The organism is Subtercola boreus (assembly GCF_003399625.1).
Taxonomy (GTDB): domain Bacteria; phylum Actinomycetota; class Actinomycetes; order Actinomycetales; family Microbacteriaceae; genus Subtercola; species Subtercola boreus_C.
Genome location: NZ_NBXA01000023.1, coordinates 129109 through 151556, shown reverse-complemented (window position 1 = coordinate 151556; position 22448 = coordinate 129109). Strand labels below are relative to the sequence as shown.

Below are 22448 nucleotides of genomic sequence, written 5' to 3'. Positions count from 1 at the left end.
TGCGGCTCACGACGCGGCGTCGACCTCCGGCTCGATGAGGAGGAACAGGCCGCCGTAGGGCGGCAGGCTCACCGAGAAGCTCTGCAGATCATCCACCCGCCCCGTCTCCTCGTGGGTCGTGGCATCGATCACCGCACGCCGGGCGACCAGCGCGTCGGAGCGTACGGTGCCCTCGATCGGTTCGCCGGTGAAGTTCAGCACGGTGATCTGCAGGCGCGGATCCTCGATCGTGGCGTCGCCCTCGTCGAGACGGTGCACCATGACGAGCATGCCGGGGTGGGCGACATCCGGGATGTCGACCTGGCTGGCGATGTCGAGTCCGTGCGAGGAGCGGAGGTCGAGGATCTGCCGTACCGACAGCGCGAAGGAGCCGGGCGTCTCGAGTTGCCCGGGCAGTGATCCGTAGAGCGACCGGCCCCGGGGCATGCCCGAACTCGAGGCGGTGGCCTCGGGGAAGACGTTCATGAGGTCGTGGGCGCCGCGCTCGATCCAACGGGTGTCGCCGTCGGCGATCAGGTCGCGCACGTCGGAGGCGGGCACCGGCAGCATTCCGAGCAGGTCCCAGGCGGAGAGGGCGAACACGCCGGGCTGCCAGGCGTTGAAGCGCACCAGGCAGAGGTGGGCGGCACGGATGCTCTCCACATCCTCATCGGTGATCGACGCCAGCGTGGTGTGGCCCTGGGTCGCGGCGATGACCGACGCGGTGGTGCAGGCGATGCCGTTGGTGGTGAAGACCATGTTGTAGTCGGCGGCGTCGCCTGTGAGCTTCGCCACAAGGTCGGCGCGCACGGTCTCGGCGAGTTGGCCGCCGGTGATCTCCTCGTCGCGGAAGGGATACAGGTCGGCGCGGTGCAGGGTCTCCCAGTGCAGCAGCTCGTAGGTGAGCTCGTCGTGGTTCTGGAGGGCGTGCACGAGGCTGACGGGTTCGACGCCGAGGCTCAGGGAGGTGCGGAGGGTCAGCCGCAGGAACTCGGTGTCTCCCATCGCCAGCGCGTGCTGGTAGGCGGGCCGGTTGATGAAGTCGTACGACAGGTCTGCGCCGACGCGGCCGGTGTCGCGGATGTCCTCGATCGTGAGGTTCAGCTCCTGGAAGCTGAAGCCACCGACCTTCCGCACCATGCCCGCGATGAGGTGGTTGGCCGCCTCGGAGAGCGGGTGGCCCTCCGACCAGGCCGGGCTGCCTGAGGCGCTCTTCTCCACGCCGAGGAAGCCGTTGGCGTCGAGGCGGAGCGCGCTCGAACCGAGGTCGCCGAGGGAGTGCAGGGCGTCGCCGATCACGAGACGCATGCCGGCGAAGGTGGGATCGAGCCAGTTGATCGAGGGCTGGCCCTGCTTGAAGTAGTGCAGGTAGACCCAGCGACGCGTGATGCCGTCGACGCCGAGCACCGGGCCCGTCGCGCTCCAGTTGGTGTCCTTCTGGCCGGGGGAGTAGAAGATGACGCGCTGCAGTTCGCCGATGATGAAGCCCTGCTCGGCGAGTTGGTGCTCGGTCTCCTTGTTGAGGTTCACCGAGTCCCGGCCCGCAGGCACCTCGGGAAGGAGGCCCCAGCTCTCCTCCGGGATCTCGACCATGTGGTAGATGCCGGGGTAGTCCTTGTAGGCCATCTCGGCGAGGCGGAAGTCGGCGCCCTTGCCCGTGTGGCCGGGCACGATGTCGTCGATGACGCTGCCGCCGTGCTGGTCGGCGACATCCGAGAGGATGCGGAACTCGTCCTCCGACCCGAAGGCGGGGTCGATCTGGGTGGAGATGCGGTCGAAGTGGCCGTCTACGCTGGCCGTCATGCTCCAGCCCGTGATGCCGCCAGCGCGCTTCACCGGACCGGTGTGCACGGCTGAGATGCCGATGGTCTCGAAGGCGGCCCAGAGCCGTTCGTCGCCGAGGGCGCCGAGGTAGGAGACTCCCGGTTCGGTGATGAGCGAGATGGGGTAGGCAGTGAACCAGACGGATGCGGTGCGGATGGCTCGCCGGGCATCCGGTTTCGCGTAGGGGTTCCGCCACATGCTCGGCTGGCCGGAGAGCCCGCGCGAGAGCACCTGCGCGTCGCGGAGCATCGACTGCCGGATCAGCCACTCGACGTACGAGACGTTCGACGCGTCGGCGGAGCGCGGATCCGAGAACGAACGCTGGATGCGGCTGGCCCGCAGGTTCGCCCGCGGCCGGAGCCGGGCCGGGCGTGCGGGGTAGAGCTCGCCGTCGAAGGTGATCTCGGCGGCGGGTTCTGCAGTGCTGTCGGCGGCATCGGCAGTCGGGTCTGCGGCGGTCTCGGCGGCGGTCTCGGTCGATTCGTCCTCGGTCATAGCTCTATCTTTCCCTCTCCCGACGGTGGTTGCGTGCATTCCCTCCAATTGCAGTGTTCTGAGCCGCGTCGCGTGCCTGTTCGGGCAGTAGTGTGCCATATACGACCCGGCGCCAGGTGCGCCGGCCTACCCGGTCACAGGAGATGATGCTGAGATGAACGAGAGCTCCCCGATCCGAAGCATCCCGCAGTCGTCGAGTCTCCGTGCCGAAGTGGAGCGTGCGCTCTCGGTTGCGATCATCTCCGGCGAACTCGTGCCCGGCACCGTCGTCTCGGTGCCGGGGTTGGCGGCGCAGTTCGGCGTCTCGGCCACCCCCGTGCGTGAAGCGATGCTCGACCTCGAGAAGCGCGGGTTCGTCGAGTCCGTCCGCAACAAGGGGTTTCGGATCACCTCCGTTGGCGAGGAGGATCTCCGCGAGATCGTGCAGGCGAGGCGCTGGCTCGAGGTGCCCGCGATGCGGATCGCCGTGGAAGTTTTTCCGAAGGATCGACTGCCGGAATTCCGCGAGCTGGCGGAGCAGATCATCCGTGCCGCCGCCGCCGCAGACTTCGCGGCCTACCTGGCCGCCGACTCGCGTTTCCACCTCGAACTGATCGCGCTGACCGGCAACCGGCGTCTGGTGGGCCTGGTGGCGGAGCTCCGCAGCCAGACCCGGATGGTGGGCCTCGCCGAGCTGAAGGACACCCGCGAACTCGAACGGTCGGCGGTGGAGCACCACGAGCTGCTCGACCTGCTCGTCGCGGGTGATTCCAACGCCGCCGAGAAGCTCCTGCACGCCCACATCGGCCACGTGCTCGGCTGGTGGGCCGGCCGTAGCGAAGAAGCGCCCGAAGCATCCCTCCCCACGAAATGAGCACCCCGCAGTGACTGTCGAATCCACCTTTCCCACCACCGCCCTGCTGGGGGCCGGCTCCATGGGCCAGGCCGTGCTGGCCGGTCTGCTGCGACCGGGTGTCACGGTCGAGGGCGGCATCCGGGCCACCACGCGGTCGGTGTCGCGGGCAGAGACGGTTCCCTCGCATCCGGGTCTCACGGTGTACAGCACCGAGACCGATCCCCGGGCGAACCCCGTGGCGGTGACGGATGCCCGCATCGTCATCGTCGGAGTGAAACCGTACATGGTGACCGACCTGCTCGCCGAGATCGCGCCGTCGCTCGCGCCCGACGCCATCGTCGTGAGTCTCGCAGCGGGCGTCACCCTCGACGTGTTCGAGCGCGCCCTGCCGTCGTCGGTGGCGGTGGTGCGGGCGATGCCCAACACGCCCTCGCTGATCGGCAAGGGCGTCACGGGGCTGGCGCAGGGGCAACGCACGAGTGACGAGCAGTTCGCCCTCGTCACGGCCCTCTTCGAGCTCGTGGGCGAGGTCGTGGCGGTGCCCGAAGACGAGATCGATGCCCTCAGTTCGATCTCCGGATCGGGCCCCGCGTACTTCTTCTACCTCGTCGAGCAGCTCACCGCGGCGGCTGTCGCGAAGGGGTTCACGCCCTCTCAGGCCGCGACTCTCGTGAACGGCACGTTCATCGGTGCGGCCGCGCTGCTCGAGCACACGGGGGAGGATCCCGCGGAGCTCCGCCGCCTCGTGACCAGCCCGAAGGGCACGACCGAGCAGGCGATCCGCGTGTTGTCGGAGGGTGGTCTCGAGGAGCTCTTCACCCGCGCGACGGATGCCGCGGTCGCCCGCTCGCGCGAGCTGGCCTCCGGCGCCTGACGCCTGCCGCCCGCCCGCCGCGTGCCTCCCGCCCAACGATCGAAGGGGCAGTTCGGGCCCCAACCATCACGATTCAGGGCCCGAACCGCCCACTCGATGGTGCGTGGGGACGCGGGGCGCGTCAGACGAGACGGCCCGCCTGGATGACCTGGCGGGGGCGCGACTCGTCCCAGAGGAGCGTGGTGTCGGTGAAGGGGTCGCCGTCGAGCAGGAGCAGGTCGCCCGCCGCGCCGGGTGCGATCCGGCCGATGTCGGTGCGCTGCAGCAGGGCCGCGTTCACCGAGGTGAGCGAGCGCAGCACGTCCGCCACGGATTCGACCTCGAGTTGGAGGCGGATGCCCTGCAGCTGGTCGTTCGCGAGGGCCGACATCAGGTCGCTGCCGAAGCCGATCTGCACCCCCGCCGCCCGGGCCAGCTGCACGGCTGTGCTGCCGGCATCCAGAACCTCGGAGTTCTTCGCCCTCGACACCGGGTTCAGGTTCACCTCGTCGCCGCGCCGGTTCATCGCGTCGTAGGCGGCGAGCGTCGGCACGAGGAAAGCGCCGTGCGAGGCCATCAGGGCCGCGGCCTCCTCGTTCAGCAGATTCCCGTGTTCGATCGAGCGGATGCCGTTCGTCACCGAGTGGATGATCGCCTCCGGTGAGTACGCGTGCGCGGCCACGTAGCTTCCGCGGCGTCTCGCCTCGTCGGAGACGGCGAGCAGTTCCTCGGCCGAGTACTGCGGCACGCGGATCGGGTCGGTGAGCGACACGACCCCGCCGGAGGCCATCACCTTGATGGCATGGGCTCCGGAGTGGAAGCGGCGGCGCACGGCGATCCGCAGGGCATCCACTCCATCGACGATCTCGTTCATGTGCCCGCCGTGGAAGCACAGGTCGAGATCGCCGGGCCTCGGGTCGCCGTGCCCGCCGGTCTGGCTGAGCGCGGGGCCGGTGAACAAGTAGCGGGGCGAGGGGAAGAGGTCTTCATCGATGGCTCGGGCCAGTCCGATGTCGCCCCCGGCGACGTCGCGCACCGTGGTGAACCCGCGGCGGAGGGCGTCGGCAAGCCGGTGCGTCCCGACGATCGAGACGTAGCTCAAGGGGCGGAGTTCGAGTTCCATTCCGCCCATCGCCGTGCTGTAGGCGTGGAAGTGGGCGTCGATGAGCCCGGGGATGGCCGCCCTTCCCTTGGCATCGACGACCCGGCCGACCGGGGTGAGGTTCGGCCCCACTTCGGCGATGATGCCGTCGACGACGGTGATGTCCGCTTCGACGAGGTCGTCTCTCACGCCGTCGAAGACGAGGGCGTTCGTGACGGTAACGGTTCCTGCGGCGCGAGGCATTGGGCGGTTCTTTCGTGAGGTGGCGGAGTGCTGCGTGATATACTACCGCGACGACGAAGAGAGATGGACGAGGAGGAGAGATGAGGGTCATCGTGATCGGCGGCGGAATCATCGGCGCCGCGACCGCCCGCAGCCTCTCCCGCCGCGGCATCGACGTCACCGTCCTCGAACGCGGCCGGAACGTCGGCGGCACGTCGTCGGGGGGAGAGGGCAACCTGCTGCTCTCCGACAAGGGGCCGGGCGACGAATTGAGGCTCACGCAGTACTCTTCGACCCTCTGGCCGGTCGTCGACGCCGAACTCCGCGACGAACTGGGGCCGGCATTCCCATCGGTCGAGTTCGAACGGAAGGGCGGTGTGGTCGTCGCGACCACCGCCCAGGGTGCACAGCCGCTCCACGATTTCGCGGCGCTGCAGCGCACGGCAGGGGTGGATGCCCGCCCGGTCTCTCGTGACGATGCCCTGCTGCTCGAACCCCACCTGAACCCGGCGATCACCGCGGCCATCCACTACCCCGAAGACGCCCAGGTGCAGCCCGTCATCATGACGGAGGCGCTCATCGCGTCGGCGAAGCTCAGCGGCGCGCAGTTCTTCGAGAACGAGGCCGTGCTGGCGGGCATCCGGAGCCCGGGGGGTGAACTCGTGGGAGTGCGGACGACGCGAGGCACGCACCATGCCGATGCGGTCGTCGTGGCGGCCGGGCCGTGGTCGGGCGACGTCTCGGAGGCGCTCGGCCTCTCGCTGCCGGTGAAACCGCGGCGCGGGATGGTGCTGGTCACGTCGCGCATGCCTCACCGCATCTTCCACAAGGTGTACGACGGCGATTACGTGGGTGTCGTGGGTTCGAGCAATGCCGCTCTCCAGACATCGAGCGTCATCGAGACGACGGCTGCGGGCACGGTGCTCATCGGCTCCTCGCGCCAGCAGATCGGCTTCGACACCCGTCTCACCGTGGCCGTGTTGCGGGAGCTGGCGCAGAAGGCGCTCCGGCTCTTCCCGTTCCTGTCGGAGATGATGGTGATGCGGAGCTATGGCGGCTTCCGGCCGTTCATGCCCGATCATCTTCCGGTGATCGGCCCAGACCCGCGGCTGCCGGGGCTCTGGCACGCGACCGGCCATGAGGGCGCAGGGATCGGGCTCTCGGTCGCGACCGGCGCGATGCTCGCCGACCTGCTGGCGGGCGCCCCGCCGGCTCTGGATGCCGCACCGTTCTCGCCCGCGCGGGCTTCGCTCGCACCCTTCCTCGCGCCCTTCCTCACGCCCTTCCCCGACTCCCGGGCGGCGTGAACCGTGACCTCCTTCCTCCTTCCTCCGTCTGACGACCCGATCCGCCCGGCGGAGGCTTCGGGCATACGGATCGCCGTCGACGGGCGGCCCGTCGACGGTCTCGCGGGCCAGAGCATCGCGGGCGTGCTGCTCGGCTCGGGAACTCTCGCCTGGCGCACCACCTCGAAGAACGCCCGGCCCCGCGGGGTCTTCTGCGGAATCGGGGTCTGCTACGACTGCCTGGTCGAGGTGAACGGCCAGCGCGACGTGCGGGCCTGCCAGCGCCGGGCGGCCGACGGTGACACGGTGTCGACGCAGTACGACGCGCTGCCCGAGGTGGCCGAGCCGATCGAGCTGCCCGGGGAGGCGGACGGGCGTGCCTGACGTTCTCATCATCGGCGCGGGTCCCGCGGGCCTCAGCGCGGCCCGTGCTGCCCGCCGCCTCGGAGCGGCCGTCACCCTGCTCGACTCGTCGGACGAACTCGGTGGGCAGTACTGGCGGCACCTCCCGCCGTCGCGCCCGTCGGAGCGCGAGAGCGTGCTCCACCACGGCTGGGCGACGTTCACGGCGCTCCGTTCGGAGCTCGAGACCGATGACGGCTGCACGATCATCCGCGGAGCCAGTGTCTGGGCGATCGAGACCCGTGACGGCCGACCGGGTGCCGTGTTCGCCGTGATCGGTGAGCCCGACGGCGCGGGGCGCTCGCAGCGTGTCTTCGAACCCGACGCTCTGGTGCTGGCCACCGGCGCCCACGACCGAACCCTGCCGTTTCCCGGCTGGGATCTACCCGGCGTGTTCACTGCGGGCGCCGCCCAGGCCCTCGCGAAGGGAGAGCGTGTCGCCATCGGGTCGCGGGTGCTGGTCGCGGGCGCGGGCCCTTTCCTGCTGCCTGTTGCGGCCTCCCTTGTGGCCACGGGGTCGACGGTCATCGGCGTGTACGAGGCCAACCGCACGAAATCCCTTCTCGCGGGCTGGCTGCCGAAGCCGTGGCAGCTGCTGCGTGCAGCAAAGAAGGGCACGGAGCTCGCGGGGTACGTGCTGAACCATCTGCAGCACCGCATTCCCTACCGCCTCGGTGTGGCCGTGGTTCGCGCCGACGGCACCGACCGCGTCGAGACCGTCACGATCGCCCGGGTGGATGCCTCGTGGGCGCCGATCCCGGGCACCGAGCAGACGATCGCCGTCGATGCGGTCTGCGTCGGGCACGGCTTCACTCCCCGACTCGAGCTGGCGCTGGCGGCGGGATGCGCGCTGGGCGCCGACGACTTCGTGACCGTCGACGAGGGGCAGCAGACGAGCGTCTCGTCGGTGTACGCCGCCGGCGAGATCACGGGTATCGGCGGTGTCGATCTGGCGCTGGCCGAGGGCGAGATCGCCGGTCACGTCGCCGCGGGCGGTTCGGTTCTGGATGCCCGGCTCGCCTCGGCGCTGGCACACCGCCGCACCTACCTGGCCTTCGCCGACCGCATCGAGAACGCCCATGGCATCGAAACCGGGTGGCAGGGCTGGCTCACCGACGACACGGTGGTGTGCCGGTGCGAGGAGGTCTCATACGGTGACCTCTGCGGCGCGGTGGCCGCGACGGGCGGGGCGAGCCTGAGGTCGGTGAAGCTCTCGAGCCGCGCGGGCCTCGGCATCTGCCAGGGTCGGGTGTGCGGCCGCACCGTCGAGGAGCTGCTTTCTACGCTCTCGCCGGGGCACTCGGATGGGCCGGGGCACTCCGATGGGCCGCGTTCGGCCGCCGCCGACCGAGTGCGCACCGACCGGCGGCCGATCGCAGTGCCGCTCCGACTGGGCGAGTTGGCGGCGGAACCCGGCTGAGGTCCTCTCGTCCACATCCGACCGCACCGCCACTTCTTCCACAGATTCCGCTGCTCAACACGAACCGGCCCACCGAGGCCGCACACTGGGACAACGACCCAAGAAAGACACTCATGACCAACACGGCATTCGACCTCGGCGGCGTCATCGTCGCCACCACCCTCGCCTTCAGGGAGGACTCCTCGGCGCCCGCCGGCCTCGCGGTCGACTACAAGCGGTATGCAGAGCACTGCAGTTGGCTGATCGAGAACGGCTGCCGCGGTGTCGGGCCGAACGGTTCGCTCGGCGAATACTCCTCGCTCACCGACGACGAGCGCCGCACGGTCGTGCAGACGGCGGTGAAAGCCGTCGACGGACGGGGTCTCGTCATCGCCGGCGTGCACGGCATCGGCTGGCACCAGGCCAGGCACTGGGCCGAGCTGGCCAAGGAAGACGGCGCCGACGGCGTGCTGCTGCTGCCGCCCACCATCTACCGCGCGAGCGACGCCGAGGTCATCGAGCACTACACCCGTGTCGCCGAGGTGGGGCTGCCGATCATGGCCTACAACAACCCGTTCGACACGAAGGTCGACCTGACGCCCACACTCCTCGCCGAGCTCGCGAAGATCCCTGAGGTCGTGGCCGTCAAGGAGTTCTCGGGCGACATCCGCCGGGTGCTCGAAATCCAGGAACTCACCGACCTCGATGTGATTGCCGGGTCAGACGACCTGCTCTTCGAGACGCTCGTGGATGGCGCAGTGGGCTGGTTCGCCGGCTACCCGAACGCCTTCCCGAAGGAGGCCGTCGAGATCTACACGCTGGTCACCGAAGGCAGGATCGCCGAGGCGCTCACGCTCTACAGGGAACTCGTGGCGGTGTTCCGCTGGGACTCACGCACGGAGTTCGTGCAGGCCATCAAGCTCTCGATCGACATCGCCGGCCAGAGCTTCGGCGGCAGAACCCGTCCGCCGCGCGGGCCCCTGAGCGCCGAGAACGAAGCCCGGGTGCGGGCTGACACCGAGAAGGCGCTGCGCTACCTCGCGTCGCGCTGACCCTCACTTCACGACTCGCCCGTCACGACCGCCAGGAGAAGCCATGCGCAGCACACGGATGTTCACCGCCGTCGATTCGCACACCGAGGGCATGCCCACCCGCGTCGTGACCGGTGGCATGGGCGTCATCCCGGGCGCGACGATGAACGAGAAGCGGCTCCACTTCATGGAGCACCTCGACGACGTGCGCCTGCTGCTCATGAACGAGCCGCGCGGCCACGCGGCCATGAGCGGCGCTATCCTACAGCCGTCGACGCGGGCCGACGCCGACTGGGGTGTGGTCTACATCGAGGTCTCGGGATGCCTTCCGATGTGCGGCCACGGCACGATAGGCGTCGCCACGGTTCTGGTCGAGACGGGCATGGTCGACGTCGTGGAACCCGTCACGACTATCCGCCTCGACACGCCCGCGGGCCTCGTCATCGCCCGGGTCGCCGTGAGCAACGGGCACGCCGACTCGGTCACGATCGAGAACGTGCCCGCCTACGTCGAGCGGCTCGATGCCGTGATCGACGTGCCGGGCTACGGCACCATTCCCTACACTCTCGCCTTCGGCGGCAACTTCTATGCGATGGTCGACCTCGACGCGGTGAACCTGCCGTTCGAGCGCAGCAGGCAGAACGACATCATCGCGGCGGGGCTGGCCATCATGACGGCGATCAACGAGCAGGACGCCCCGCATCATCCGCAGATCGACGGCGTCGACCACTGCCACCACGTCGAATTCATCGCGCCCGGATCGGATGCGACGCTCTCTCGCCACGCGATGGCGATCCACCCGGGCTGGTTCGACCGTTCACCCTGCGGCACCGGAACCTCTGCCCGCATGGCCGAACTCTGGGCCCGCGGCGAGCTCGCCCTCGACACCGACTTCGTGAACGAGTCCTTCATCGGCTCGCGCTTCGTCGGCCGCCTCATCAGCACCACGGAGGTGGAGGGCCGACCCGCCGTCATTCCGACGATCACCGGGCGCGCCTGGGTCACCGGCATCGGCCAGTACCTCCTCGACCCGAGCGACCCCTTTCCGACGGGCTTCCAGTTCTGAGTCGCCCGCCGGCTCGGCGTCAGCGACCGAGCCCCGCGCCCCGGGCTCCGCCGCGTCCTGGCGTCGCCCGGGCCGACCTCGGCCGCGCCCCCTCACGCCCGGCTCCGACTCATGCCGTTGAGCTACCGGGGCAGCTCAACCCACCGTCGGGCCTCTACCGCGTCTCCCACACGGGAGGAGCTGGTCGAAACCGGCGCTGCACTCAGGGTGGCTTGCCGGGCATCCTCACCGGCGGTGGCGGTGGCGGTGGCGGATGGCGGGTGCCCGCGCGTCGGGGCTGCAGCCTATGGGCGCAGAATGGAGGAATGGACCCCGTTGCCGCCCTTTCCGAGATCGCCTTCCACCTCGAACGCGACCGGGCGCCGCAGTTCAAGGTGCAGGCGTTCCGAAAGGCGGCGGCGACGATCGGCGACTGGAGCCCCGACGAGTTGGCGGCGCGGGCACACGACGGCCGGCTCAAGGCGACGAAGGGGATCGGCGCCAGCACGTTCGGAGTCATCCGGCAGGCCCTCGACGGCGACGTTCCCGAGCGGCTCACGAAGCTCCGCGCTGCCCAGTCGAGCCCGCTCACTGACGGCGGGCGGGCGCTCGCCATCCAGATCCGCGGCGACCTCCATTCGCACAGCGACTGGTCCGACGGCACCACCCCGATTCCGCTGATGGTCGACGCAGCTGTCAGCCTCGGCCGCGAGTACCTCGCGCTCACCGACCACTCGCCGCATCTCACGGTCGCCCACGGTCTGACTGCCGAACGTCTCACCGAGCAGCTGGAGGTTGTCGCCGAACTCGACCGCAGCACCCCGGCGCTCCGCCTCCTGACCGGCATCGAGGTCGACATCCTCGACGACGGAACCCTCGACCAGACGCCCGAACTGCTCGATCGGCTCGATGTGGTGGTGGCGAGCATCCATTCGCACCTCAGGGCCGACCGGGCCACGATGACCGAGCGGATGCTCGGGGCCGTCAACCACCCGCGCACCAGCATCCTCGGCCACTGCACCGGGCGTCTCGTGGAGGGGTCGCGCGGCACCCGTGCACCGTCGGAATTCGACGCCGACCGGGTGTTCGGCGCGTGCGCCGAGAACGGAGTCGCGGTCGAGATCAACGCGCGGCCCGAGCGGCAGGATCCGCCCGACGACCTCATCGCCACAGCGCTCGCGGCGGGCTGCCTGTTCAGCATCGACTCTGACGCGCATGCGCCGGGCCAGCTCGCACTGCTCGACTACGGCATCGAACGCGCGGCGGCGAACGGCGTGCCGGCCGAGCGGATCATCACGACGTGGCCGGTGGAACGCCTGCTGGAGTGGTGCCGCCGCTGAGGCCGCAGCCCGTCGGAGACGCGGCCATCGTAGCCGCGACGCCCACCTCCAGGCGACCGAGCCCAGTGCCGACCGCACTTCAGGACAGGTGCGTCGCCGTCGACGAGACCTCGATGGCAGGGCCCTCTGCCTGAACAAGTGCACGCGGGGCGGGCGGCGCGGGAAGCGGCGCGATCCGTGCCAGCGCGAACACGATCACCCACAGCAGCGCGACTGTCGCGGCCGTCAGTTCCAGCCAGCCGCCCAGATCCACACGGAACCGGAAGACCGACAGCAGACCGCCCACACCGGAAGCCAGGATGATCACAGCGCCGCTCGCGATCGACACCGCGAACAGCGGGCGGAGGCTGTGCGCATAGGCGGCCTGGATGATCGCCAGCCCGACCGCGGCGAACCCGAGTGACGCGGCGAGCGTGTGCACGAAGTCCGCCACCGTGGATCCGTTCGTAAACGGCACCGGACAGCCCGGCGAGCAGGTCACGCGCGAGGCCAGCGCTATCGAGAGGCAGGCGAAGACCAGGGTCGCCGAGATGCTCCACGCCCCGAGCCAGCGCACGCGCGAGCGGATCCCCGACCGCCCGATCGCGACGAGACACCCGCCGACCGCGATGGCGAGAAGGGCCGCGTTGAAGAGCACGGGGGTGGGAGCATCCGATGCCCCCATCTCGCTGAGGTAGACGTCGGTGTGCGAGGCGAGGCGGGACACCCAGATCGTCGTGACCCCGGCGGCCAGCAGGATGGCACCGACCACACGCGAGAGACCGGGCCAGAACGAGGAGAACCCCGGCGACCGTGAGGGCTGCCGGGGTTCCATGGGATGAAGCTTACGCGGAGACGTCGCCGCGCCAGGCGCCGTCTTCCGAACCCTTCTTCTCGATGTACTCCTTGAAGTTCTTCAGGTCTTTCTTGACGGCGTGGTTGTCGGCGCCGAGAGCGCCGCCCAGCTTCTCGAGCAGGCCCTGCGGCTCCCAGTCGAGCTGCACGGTGACGCGCGTCTCGTCGGCGCTCAGCTTGTGGAAGGTGACGACGCCGGCGTGGTCGACATCGCCGCCGGTGCTGTTCCAGGCGACCCGCTCGTCGGGGTGCTGCTCCGTGATATTGGCTTCGAACGTCTTCTCGACCGGGCCGACCTTGACAGTCCAGACCGTGAGGGTCTCGGTCTCCTGCTTGATCGCTTCGACCTCGTCCAGGAACTTCGGGAACTCCTCGAACTGCGTCCATTGGTTGTACGCGACCGAGACGGGGACGTTGACGTCGACGGTTTCGATGACCTGTGGCATTTCGGATGACTCCTTCGGTGTCGGCAGTTCCGACTCTTCGAAGTTACGTCGGCGGCAGAGACCCGGGCACCCCTCGCTTTTCGAGGAGTGACTCTGGTAGGGCCCCGTTCAGCAAACGCCCAGCACCGATGGCCGAGACGCACACGGGCTGAGATGATGGAGGCATGAACGAGATCACTGTTTCCGAGCTGGCTGCCGTCTCTGCACCAGCCATCATCGATGTGCGCGAGCCCGACGAATTCGCTGGCGGTCACGTTCCCGGCGCCGTGAACATCCCCCTCGGCCAGCTCCAGGGGCAGGACCTGCCCGAGGGGCCGGTCTACGTCATCTGCGAACTCGGCGGCCGGAGCGCCCGTGCGACGCAGTACCTCGCCGGCCGGGGCGTCGACGCGACGAACATCGCCGGCGGCACCACGGCCTGGCGCGAGGCAGGTTTCGACGTCTCTACGGCGTGATCGAGGGGGTGGATGACCCGCCCGCCTTGAGGGCGGCGAACCGGGCATCCACCTCGGTCAGCTCGCCGAGGTCGTCGAGCTGGTCGAACTGCGAGTCGAGGCTGGATGCCGCGAGCTCACTTGCACCCCGCACCTTTGCCTCCTCGCGGCGGATCTTGTCCTCGAAGCGGCTGACCTCACTGGTGGGGTCGAGGATGTCGACGCTCTTCACCGCGTCGAGCACCTGGGCCTGGGCGGCGGCGCTCTTCGAGCGGGCGACAAGTTCGCTGCGCTTCGACTTCAGCTGGTCGAGCTTCTGCTTCATCGTGCTGAGGCCGGTCTTCAGCTTGTCGACGATCTCGGTCTGCGACGCGATCTGCGGTTCGGCATCTGTCGCCTCCTTCTCGGACTGGATCTGTCGCTGCAGGGCGACCTTCGCCAGCGAATCGAAGCGGTCGGCGTCTGCGGAGGTGCCCTCCCCACCCGCAGCCCGGTACTCGTCGGCCTTGCGGCTCGCCGCGAGGGCCTTCGCGCCCCAGCTCGCCGCGGCCTCGATGTCTTCGCGGTGGTCGTCCTCGGCGAGGCGGAGGTTGCCGATGGTCTCGGCGATGGCGCTCTCGGCGTCGGCGATGCTGTTGGTGTAGTCGCGCACCATCTGGTCGAGCATCTTCTCCGGGTCTTCAGCGGAGTCGAGCAGCGCGTTGATGTTCGCCTTGGTGAGCTGAGCGATGCGGCCGAAGATGGACTGTTTTGACATGATTCCTTCTCTTTTCGTGTGGTACTGCCGGTTGGTCTGTCAGGAGGGTCAGGGTGAGAGTCGATCGATCGTGCTGGTTGCTGGGCGCTGGGCGCCGGTCGGCAGGAGCGTGTCGGTGGCCGATGGCTCAGAAGCGCCCGCCGCCGCGACGGGAACGGGTTCCACCGCCACCGAAGCTGCCGGCGCTCCGGCCGCCGAACGAGCCGCCCCCGCTGCGGCTGCCCCCGCCGTTGCTGCCACCGCCGCCGCCGCCGAAGAAGCCGCCTCCGCTGCCGCCGCCGAAGAGGCCTCCGAAGCCGTCGTCGTCATCATCATCGTCCCTCCGGCCTCCGCCGCCGCCGAAGAGGCCGCCTCCGCCCCGGCCTCCGCCGAGCACGGAGTTGATGACGATGCCGCCGAGCATGGCCCCGAGCATCCCGTTTCCGCCACCGCCGCCGCCACCTCCCGCACCGAACAGTCCGCCGCCGGCGCCGGCAGGAGCACCCGAGCCGTCGCCGTATCCGTTCGCGAACTCGCCGACGTCGCGCTGGGCCGACTCGATCGCCTGGGCAGCCAGGCCGTCGGCGCGCTGTGCGGCGGCCAGGGCGCCGACGGCGTCGGTGGTCGACAGCTCCTCGGCGCGCGCCACCAACCGGGTCGCCTCGGCCAGCCGCGTCCGTGCCTCGGCACCGACCCCGCCCCGCCGTGCCGTGATGTAGTCGTTGGCCGCGGAGACCCGGCTCCGGGCCGACTGCAGCGTCTGGGCGAAGGTGGAGGCTGCGCGCTGCGCGGTGGCCTGCTGGCTCCGCACCGCCCCGAGTACCCCGTCGATGTCGCGGTTCGCCAGCTCGAGCCGCTGGGCCACCACGGCCGGGTCGACCGGGCCGGCGAGCTGGGCCTGCACCTCGGCGATCACAGCCGTCGTGCGCTCAGCCGCAGCCGCGATGGCACCCTGGGGGTCTCCCGCGGCAGCGACAGCGTGGGCGTCGGCCACGTCCTGCTGCAGGTTGGTGAGCTGCGAATCGAGCTGGCCGCGGGCTGAGGCGAGATCGGCCGTGACACGGTCGACGGCCTCAAGCAGCAGGGTCGCCTGGTCGACGGCCTCCTCCGCGGCACGGACGCCCACGGCGGCCTCGCCGGTGTCCGACCTCTGCTCGGTCTCCGCGTGCTCGAGCGCGGAACGAGCAAAAGTCAGTCGCTCAGTGGCCTGCGCCGGGTTGTCGACGACAGTCGAGAAGGCGCTCGGGGTGTACGACGCTCGAAGGGCCACGATGGCCGATGCAGCCGCCTGCACGCGTGGCTCCACGGCGGCTACGGCGGCCGTGCCGGCGGCGATTCCCGCCGGGATGTCCTTCTCGAGTTCCCGTAGCTCATCGAAGGCCGCGGCCTGTTCGTCGAGCACGCGGTTCGCCTCGGTGCAGAGCCGCACGATCTCGGTGTTCCACTGTCGGATCTCTGCATCCGAGTCGGGCTCGGCGTCGTCGAGCCGCTGCTTCAGCTGGAACGCCTGCTTCAGCCCCGCCGTCGCCTCGCCCAGGGCCTTTTGGAACGGCGCGGCCGCTTCGTCCCCGTACTGCGCGACGGCGAAGCCGAGTTCGTCGGTGCTGGTCTGCACCGCGTCGTCCGTCTGCACCAGCATGCTCCCAGCCTCCCGTTCGAGTTCCTGGATCGGCATGGCGACGAGCGGATCGGCAGGCTCACCGGATTCCGCGGGGCCGTCGATCGGGGCAGAGCCGCCGGCGGCCAGCCGGTTGCGGCGCGAGGCGCGTACGAACACGATCACGATGATGCCGCCGACGATGACGAGGATCAGTACGAGCACGATGACGATGGCGCCGATCGTCCCACCGCTCACCCCGGTCGACGAGGACGACGAGCCCGAACCACCCGATCCGGAACTGCCGGTACCACCCGCCGCGGCGTCGCCGAGCCCCACTGCAGCAGCTTCGGCAGCCCCCGCCCAGTTGTCGTTCTTCAGCTGCGGCTCGATCTGTGCACTCTCGATCGTCGAGAGCTGGGAGCCACTGACGGGGCCCGAGCTGTCCCCGGAGAGGTAGTAGGCGCGGCCGTCGACAGCCACAGCGAGGAGATAGTCCGTGGGTCCGAGGTTGTTCGCCGACGCGGTCTGGTTTGCCCAGTCCTCGGCGCTCGCCGGGTTCTCGAAGGTGCTCACATAGGCCACGAACAGGTCTATGCCGCTGTCGGCATACAACTTCTCGGTGGCATCGGTGATGGCGGTGACGTCGGCGGCTGAGAGAACCCCGGCCGAGTCGATCACCCGGTTGCCGCCGAGGTCGACCGGTTCGGTGGCGCTGGCTGAAGCTGACACGCCGAGCACGCCGCCGAGTGCAAGCCCGAGAGCGAGGCCGACGACAGAGAGGGAACGGATGACCGACAGTGGTGCTCGCATGCCCACCATCCTAGGGATGCCAGCGCGATTTAGGCCCCGCTGAACGGGCGCTGCCCGATCGCTTCGCCCTGCCACCGAGCGTCTTCACCCCGCAGAGCCCTCTTCGACCTGCGTGAGCAGGAACGTGCGCACGGTCTCCCGGTACCCCTCGAACTCGACATCGAGGCCCGATCCGAGGGAGCGGGTGGAGTACGCATCGTCGGCGCGGAACAGTCCCGCGACCAGGTCGGTCAGGACGGTTGCGGTCGGCTCGGTCGGAAGGGTGTGATCACGGGAGACCTCGATCAGGGCGAGCGCGAAGGTGAGCAGGGGCGAGGTTCGTGCCGTCGAGGCCGCGAACGCCCCGAATGTCTGGCGCACGTCGATCCCGGCGGCCGCCAGCCGGCTCCGCCGAAGCGAGACCATCACGGCGCGGCAGGTCTCGGATGCCTCGACCGAGGTGGCGGTACCGGTCACGATGTACGCGGCGGAGCCGGACAGGAAACGGAACTGCGCACCGTCGTGGGTCACCTGCACCTCGCCTTCGAGCAGGAAGACCACGGCGATCCGGTCACCGTGCACGGGGGAGACGTGCCGGAAGATCGGGATCGGCGGTGTCGGCGACTGCACGATGTCGACGACTTCGACGCCCGCGAAGGACCAGAGGGTTCCGTCGCCGAAGCGCTGGTGGTCGTCGATCGTCAGCCGTACGTCGGGCGCCAGCGGCTGCCCGGCGTGGGTATCCCTGCCGTGCTCGTCGTCGACCTTCGACGAGAGGGGGATTCTCAGACTGCGCGCCATCGTCATCTTCCTGTTCGTCCGCAGGCGGGGTGTTGGCAGGCGGGAATCTCTGCACGGTAACCGAGAAAGCTCCACGCAACCCGGGATGCGGCTGAACAATACACGTGAAGGCGCGGCTCGTCACTCCTTCACGGCAGATTTGCCGCCGGGGTTACTGTCGTCTCTGTGTCAACGACTGAGAGAACACCAGGCAGCGGTGCCGGAGGCGTGAGAAGCCTCGTTCCGGCACGGATGGACAGGCTTCCGTGGACGAGGTTCCACTGGTCGATCGTGATCGGGCTCGGCTTCAGCTGGGTGCTCGACGGACTCGAGATCCAGATCGTCGCGTCGGCCGGGTTCCAGAAGGATCTGGGTATGACACCGGCCGATGTGGGCCTCGCCGGAACGGTCTACCTCGTCGGCCAGATCGTCGGTGCCCTCGTCTTCGGCCGGCTCTCCGACAAGCTCGGGCGCCGGAAACTCTTCATCCTCACGCTCGTGATCTACCTCATCGCGAGTGCCGCAGCAGGCCTCTCACCGAGCATGTACGTGCTGTTCTTCTTCCGGTTCTTCGCGGGCATGGGGATCGGCGGCGAATACGCCGCCATCAACTCGGCGATCGACGAGCTCATCCCGTCGCACTACCGCGGCCGGGTCGACATCGCCATCAACGGCACCTACTGGGGCGGCGCGGCCCTCGGCTCGGCCGCCAACCTGTTCTTCCTCAACCCCGACAACTTCGCCGAGAACATCGGCTGGCGCCTGGCCTTCTTCATCGGCCCGATCCTCGGCCTCGCCATCATCTACCTGAGGCGGCACATCCCAGAGAGTCCGCGCTGGCTGATGACCCACGGCCGCGAGAAGGAGGCCGAGGAGACCGTCGACGACATCGAGGCCCGCGTCGAACGGGAGGGGGGCACGATCGAGCCGGTCGACGAGAAGCTGGCGATCACGGTGAAGGCGACCGAGAGCATCCCGTTCCGCACCATCGTCAGAGTGTTGTTCAAGGACTACCCGAAGCGCACTCTGGTCGGCGCGACGATGATGATCACCCAGTCGTTCCTCTACAACGCGATCTTCTTCACCTATGCGCTCGTGCTGCAGAACTTCTACGGCACCGACTCGGTGTCGACGCAGTTCTACTTCTTCCCGTTCGCCATCGGCAATCTGCTCGGCCCGCTGCTGCTCGGTCACCTGTTCGACGTCTGGGGCAGGCGGCGGATGATCCTGCTGACCTACGGCGTCTCAGGTGTGGTGCTCGGGGTGTCGGCGGTGCTGTTCAGCGCCGGCACACTCGATGCGACCACGCAGACGATCTTCTGGTGCGTGTCGTTCTTCTTCGCCTCCGCCGGCGCCTCGAGCGCCTACCTCACGGTGAGCGAGATCTTCCCGCTGGAACTCCGCAGCCAGGCGATCTCGTACTTCTTCGCCCTCGGCCAGCTCGCCGGCGCGGGTGCTCCCCTCATCTACGGCATCCTGATCGGCGACGGAACCGATCGCGGACCCCTGACCGGCGGGTACTTCCTGGGCGCCGGCATCATGATCCTCGGTGGCATCATCGCCTTCATCTTCGGTGTGGATGCTGAGCGCAAGTCGTTGGAATCGATCACGCAGCCCCTGTCCCTCGTCACGGGAGACGGGCAGAATGAACGGTAGAAACATCCAATCAAAAGGAGAAATACCGTGGGATTCGAAGACATCACCGCAAAGGCACAATCTTTCCTTGCAGACAACAAGGTTCAGGATGCACTCAAGAGCGAGAAGGCCGAAGAGGTGAGCGACAACATCCTCGACTCGGTCGCCGGAGCCGTCAAGAAAGCCACGGGCGGGAAGTTCGACGGTCAGATCGACGGCGCCCGCGATGCAGCGGACAAGGCCGTCGGCACCGAGTGACCGACTGACCGCGGGCGGGCACCCTCCGGTCAGCGCCCGATCCGGAGGCCGAGCGCGTCAAGCAACGACTCCTGGCCCGCCACGACGAGGCTCCGAGCCTCGCCGAGTGGCACCCACCGGGCGTCGTCGATCTCGGGGTACTCCCGCACCACACCGGAACCGCGGGGCCACTCGAGCGTGAATGTGTTGCTGCCGAAGAACTCGACGCCGAGCCCGCCCGTGAGCTGGGCGGTGTAGGCGCAGACGACCTTGCCGGATCGCTGCCTCGCCTCACCGAGCACGTCATAGGCGAGCGCGGGCGGGGGAGCTCCGATCTCCTCGGCGAATTCGCGGAGGGCTGCCTCGAGGGTGCTCTCCCCGGGTTCGACCAGGCCCTTCGGGATCGACCACGCCCGTTCGTGCTTGCGTGCCCAGAACGGCCCGCCCATGTGCGCGATCCAGACCTCGGGCCCGGCTGGCTGCAACCGGTACAGCAGGATGCCCGCGCTCACCGCGCTCACCGCGCTCACCGCGTTCGTCGGCGTCACCGGTCGGCCGCCCGAGCGGCGCTGGATGCGCGGCGGGCCGCCTTCTCGCGGTGCCGGTCGAGTTGCCCGAACGCTCGGTCGGTCTCGTCGAGCCGCTCCTCGAGGTCTGCACGATCTGCTTCGCGGTCGTGGAGTTCGGATTCGATATCGGCCAGTCGGGCCCGCAGAAGGTCGATCTCGTCATCGAGAGAGTCGGATCGCTCGCGTGCCGCGCGCCGCAGCTCCTGCAGCTCGCCGAGCCGGCTGTCGAGGGCTTCGAGCGCCGCTGCGGCGTCGGCTGCCTCGGCGGTTGCCGCTGCTGCGGCGTCATAGTCGCCGTCGCCGTCGCCGTCGCCGCCGTCGTCCAGGTCATCGCCGTCGCCAGGCCCGGGCGGCGTGAACGGCCCGCTCACCGCGCCGTCGAGATCGACCGACTCCACACCGGAGGCCGCCAGGGCCCGTACGAGTCGGCCGGTGCGTGCGGCAGCCGCAGCCGTAGCGTCAGCCAGAACGGCCTGGAGCGTCTGTTCCACATCGGCCGCGACAGCGGGGGAGAGCTTCGAGGGCCGCGTGCCCTCTGCGCCGCCCGGTGCGTCAGCGTCGGATGCATCCAGAGCCTGCTCCGCGAGTTCCAACGCGGCGGCCGTGGCCGCGCGGAGCGTGCTGCGGCGTTCCGCCGTGAGGGCCGTGAGTGCAGCAGGCTCGCCGCTCGCGGTCGCCGCCCGCACGTTCGCACCCAGCGCCGCGACGCTCTCGAGCATCCCGGGTCGCCTCGTCGCGAGCAGGTTGACCGCCCAGGCGGCCGCAGACGGCTTCGCCAGCCGCTTGATCGCCTCTGCGAGTTCCCGGCCGGCCGCCTTCCCCGAGGCGGCACCAGCTTCCATGCGCCCAGCCTTCGCGAGTTCGGTGCGACGCGCCACGAACTCCGCGGGCGGCAGCACGGAGAGCTCGGCGGCGACGCTCTCGAGATCCACCTCTCCAGTATCGTCGTTCACCGCGCGGTGGCGACCCCGGGCATCCAGAACCCGGGGGCCGCCTCCTGGGTGGAGTTACTTCGCAGCCGACGCGGTGGCGAGGATGTCGACCACGAAGACGAGGTCGTCGGTGCCACTGATCCCGGCTTGCGACTGGCCGTTGGCGCCGTAACCCTGGTCCGGTGGGATGACCACGATCACCTGGGAGCCGACGGTTGCGCCGACGAGTGCGGCGCCGAAGCCCTTGATGACCTGGTTGGTGGCGAAGCTGGTCGGGCCGCCCTTGGTCCAGCTCTGGTCGAAGACTGCGCCCGTCGTCCAGTTGACGCCCTGGTACTGCACGGTGACCGTGTCGCCGTCGCCGACGACCGCGCCCGTTCCGAGCTTCAGTGTGGCCATCTGCAGGGTGGTGGGCGCGGGGGTGCTCGGGATCGTCACGGTGGGAGTTCCGTCATCGGCCAGGGTGACCGTCGGGAAACCGGCGGGCGCGGGCTGGTCGGCACCCGTGGCGCGGGTGGGCATGTTGGGATCGGTGCTCGGGGTCGGCGCCGTGGTGGCGGCGGGGGCCTCCGTCACGTCTTTCACATCGATCACGAACACGACGGTGTCGGTGGCTGCCACGCCGAGCGTGGAGTTGCCGTTGGTGCTCCAGGCATCGGCGGGTGGCACCACGGCCACGATGCGCGATCCAACCGTCGAGCACTGCACCGCCTTCACGATGCCGGGAAGGAACTGCGTCTGGTCGACTGTCACCTTCTGCGAGCCGATCTCGGCGTCTGTGGTGGTGAACAGCTGCTTGCCGGAGGTGCCGTTGTAGAGCGTGAAGTCGATGGTGGCGAGGGAGCCCTCTGTGACTTCGGCGCCGGTGCCCACGGTGGTGACGGTGCGCTCGGTCGCCGTCGCCGTGAGAGGCGCGGTGAAGGTCGTCGTGGGGAGGGTGTCGAGGTCGCCGGTGGCCGTCACGGCGTCCGACGTGGTGCCCGCCGCTGTCGGCGTGCAGGCGGCGGCCGAACTGGTGGCGGTGGGAGCCGCAGAGGACGCGCATCCCGCCAGCGTGAGTGCGACGGCGGCCGCGGCGGCGATCAGGGTGAATTTACGCATGGATCCTCAGACACTTCTCATTGGTGAACAAACCCGATCAGTCTCTCCCGTCGGCCTATGAACAAGCTGTTGATGGGCTGGGAGAGCAGGGCGCCGCACGAACAATACCGTGTGCGGAAAAACTTCGGGAGCGGGCGTGACGAATGCCCGGCGACAACCGTCACAGTAGTGGCGCTTGTTCGCCCGTACCCGCCAGGAGGCACACAACAGCATGGGAACCACAACATCATGGGAACACTGACCTACGGTTCAGCGGGTACCGTCCTGCACTTCGACGACAGGATGCTCGCGCACCTGCAGACCGTGATCATGGCGAAGCTGCGGCGGGACGAGAAGTTCGGCCTCACCTCTGCCCACGGCCCGACCGGCCTGACGTCGGTGTGGCTCCATCCATCCATCCCGCTTGTCTTCACCTTCGACTCGTCCGACAGGCCACAGCTCAACCGGGCCTGGGTCGAGCTGCTCATGCAGTCGGCGAACAGTGGATCGGGTCTGAGCGTCGTTCCCGAGCCGAAGGGCTGAAGCCGGGAGGCCTTGCCCGG

Annotated in this window: 22 protein-coding genes; 12 read left to right on the top strand and 10 right to left on the bottom strand. The window is 69.1% G+C overall.

Annotated features, from left to right (window positions below; translation table 11 throughout):
* Positions 1-6: 6 nt before the first annotated feature.
* On the bottom strand, positions 7-2298 hold the full coding sequence (gene treS, locus B7R21_RS12720; RefSeq protein WP_116283622.1) for a maltose alpha-D-glucosyltransferase: 2292 nt from the start codon (positions 2296-2298) through the stop codon (positions 7-9).
* A 154-nt stretch (positions 2299-2452) separates the two neighbouring features.
* On the opposite strand from treS, the gene B7R21_RS12715 reads away from it, so the two are divergent.
* Entirely contained in the window at positions 2453-3151 is a 699-nt protein-coding gene (locus B7R21_RS12715) for a GntR family transcriptional regulator (RefSeq protein WP_116283621.1), read from the top strand.
* 10 nt (positions 3152-3161) lie between these two features.
* Positions 3162-4007, top strand: a complete 846-nt coding sequence (gene proC / locus B7R21_RS12710) for a pyrroline-5-carboxylate reductase (protein ID WP_301182565.1) — start codon at positions 3162-3164, stop codon at positions 4005-4007.
* A gap of 121 nt (positions 4008-4128) precedes the next feature.
* Here proC and B7R21_RS12705 read toward each other — a convergent pair whose 3' ends face one another.
* The gene (locus B7R21_RS12705) at positions 4129-5331 is read right to left on the bottom strand and encodes a metal-dependent hydrolase family protein (protein WP_116283620.1); all 1203 of its coding nucleotides are present in this window, start codon (positions 5329-5331) and stop codon (positions 4129-4131) included.
* An 80-nt stretch (positions 5332-5411) separates the two neighbouring features.
* Here B7R21_RS12705 and B7R21_RS12700 point away from each other — a divergent pair, with 80 nt between their 5' ends.
* The 6 genes from B7R21_RS12700 (at position 5412) to B7R21_RS12675 (ending at position 11813) form a co-directional block, all read left to right on the top strand.
* A complete protein-coding gene (locus B7R21_RS12700) occupies positions 5412-6617 on the top strand; it encodes an NAD(P)/FAD-dependent oxidoreductase (protein WP_116283619.1) in 1206 nt (401 codons plus the stop codon).
* 3 nt (positions 6618-6620) lie between these two features.
* Entirely contained in the window at positions 6621-6980 is a 360-nt protein-coding gene (locus tag B7R21_RS12695; RefSeq protein ID WP_116283618.1) for a (2Fe-2S)-binding protein, read from the top strand.
* On the top strand, positions 6973-8418 hold the full coding sequence (locus tag B7R21_RS12690; protein WP_116283617.1) for an NAD(P)/FAD-dependent oxidoreductase: 1446 nt from the start codon (positions 6973-6975) through the stop codon (positions 8416-8418). The genes B7R21_RS12695 and B7R21_RS12690 overlap by 8 nt, the downstream gene beginning before the upstream one ends.
* A gap of 113 nt (positions 8419-8531) precedes the next feature.
* On the top strand, positions 8532-9449 hold the full coding sequence (locus tag B7R21_RS12685) for a dihydrodipicolinate synthase family protein (RefSeq protein WP_116283616.1): 918 nt from the start codon (positions 8532-8534) through the stop codon (positions 9447-9449).
* Positions 9450-9492: 43 nt separating this feature from the next.
* Positions 9493-10494: a proline racemase family protein gene (locus tag B7R21_RS12680; protein ID WP_116283615.1), complete on the top strand. Its 1002-nt coding sequence runs from the start codon at positions 9493-9495 to the stop codon at positions 10492-10494.
* 305 nt (positions 10495-10799) lie between these two features.
* Positions 10800-11813 carry a PHP domain-containing protein gene (locus B7R21_RS12675; RefSeq protein ID WP_116283614.1) on the top strand — a complete coding sequence of 338 codons (1014 nt, stop codon included), beginning with the start codon at positions 10800-10802 and terminating at the stop codon, positions 11811-11813.
* Positions 11814-11892: 79 nt separating this feature from the next.
* Here the strand turns inward: B7R21_RS12675 and B7R21_RS12670 are convergent, their stop codons facing one another.
* Positions 11893-12627, bottom strand: coding sequence for a DUF998 domain-containing protein (locus B7R21_RS12670; protein ID WP_116283613.1), 735 nt, complete (start codon positions 12625-12627; stop codon positions 11893-11895).
* A gap of 10 nt (positions 12628-12637) precedes the next feature.
* Positions 12638-13093 carry an SRPBCC family protein gene (locus B7R21_RS12665; RefSeq protein WP_116283612.1) on the bottom strand — a complete coding sequence of 152 codons (456 nt, stop codon included), beginning with the start codon at positions 13091-13093 and terminating at the stop codon, positions 12638-12640.
* 164 nt (positions 13094-13257) lie between these two features.
* On the opposite strand from B7R21_RS12665, the gene B7R21_RS12660 reads away from it, so the two are divergent.
* On the top strand, positions 13258-13548 hold the full coding sequence (locus tag B7R21_RS12660; RefSeq protein WP_116283611.1) for a rhodanese-like domain-containing protein: 291 nt from the start codon (positions 13258-13260) through the stop codon (positions 13546-13548).
* Here B7R21_RS12660 and B7R21_RS12655 read toward each other — a convergent pair.
* The 3 genes from B7R21_RS12655 to B7R21_RS12645 all read right to left on the bottom strand — a co-directional run bounded on the left by B7R21_RS12655 (position 13538) and on the right by B7R21_RS12645 (position 17453).
* The gene (locus B7R21_RS12655; RefSeq protein ID WP_116283610.1) at positions 13538-14284 is read right to left on the bottom strand and encodes a PspA/IM30 family protein; all 747 of its coding nucleotides are present in this window, start codon (positions 14282-14284) and stop codon (positions 13538-13540) included. The genes B7R21_RS12660 and B7R21_RS12655 overlap by 11 nt on opposite strands.
* Before the next feature lie 127 nt (positions 14285-14411).
* Positions 14412-16673, bottom strand: a complete 2262-nt coding sequence (locus tag B7R21_RS12650) for a TPM domain-containing protein (protein ID WP_116283609.1) — start codon at positions 16671-16673, stop codon at positions 14412-14414.
* A gap of 84 nt (positions 16674-16757) precedes the next feature.
* Complete coding sequence (locus B7R21_RS12645; RefSeq protein ID WP_172592158.1) at positions 16758-17453, bottom strand: hypothetical protein; 696 nt, start codon at positions 17451-17453, stop codon at positions 16758-16760.
* A gap of 231 nt (positions 17454-17684) precedes the next feature.
* Here B7R21_RS12645 and B7R21_RS12640 point away from each other — a divergent pair, with 231 nt between their 5' ends.
* Positions 17685-19088 (top strand): MFS transporter, encoded by a 1404-nt coding sequence (locus B7R21_RS12640; protein WP_116283607.1) that lies wholly within the window; start codon positions 17685-17687, stop codon positions 19086-19088.
* 27 nt (positions 19089-19115) lie between these two features.
* The gene (locus B7R21_RS12635; RefSeq protein ID WP_116283606.1) at positions 19116-19325 is read left to right on the top strand and encodes an antitoxin; all 210 of its coding nucleotides are present in this window, start codon (positions 19116-19118) and stop codon (positions 19323-19325) included.
* Positions 19326-19354: 29 nt separating this feature from the next.
* Here the strand turns inward: B7R21_RS12635 and B7R21_RS12630 are convergent, their stop codons facing one another.
* From B7R21_RS12630 to B7R21_RS12620, 3 genes are all read right to left on the bottom strand, one after another.
* Positions 19355-19852 carry an NUDIX domain-containing protein gene (locus B7R21_RS12630; protein WP_367379404.1) on the bottom strand — a complete coding sequence of 166 codons (498 nt, stop codon included), beginning with the start codon at positions 19850-19852 and terminating at the stop codon, positions 19355-19357.
* Entirely contained in the window at positions 19849-20805 is a 957-nt protein-coding gene (locus B7R21_RS12625; protein ID WP_116283605.1) for a hypothetical protein, read from the bottom strand. The genes B7R21_RS12630 and B7R21_RS12625 overlap by 4 nt, the downstream gene beginning before the upstream one ends.
* A gap of 75 nt (positions 20806-20880) precedes the next feature.
* Entirely contained in the window at positions 20881-21906 is a 1026-nt protein-coding gene (locus B7R21_RS12620) for an FKBP-type peptidyl-prolyl cis-trans isomerase (RefSeq protein ID WP_253259794.1), read from the bottom strand.
* A gap of 228 nt (positions 21907-22134) precedes the next feature.
* Between B7R21_RS12620 and B7R21_RS12615 the strand changes: the two genes are divergently transcribed.
* Positions 22135-22428, top strand: a complete 294-nt coding sequence (locus tag B7R21_RS12615) for a DUF7882 family protein (RefSeq protein WP_116283604.1) — start codon at positions 22135-22137, stop codon at positions 22426-22428.
* Positions 22429-22448: the final 20 nt, after the last annotated feature.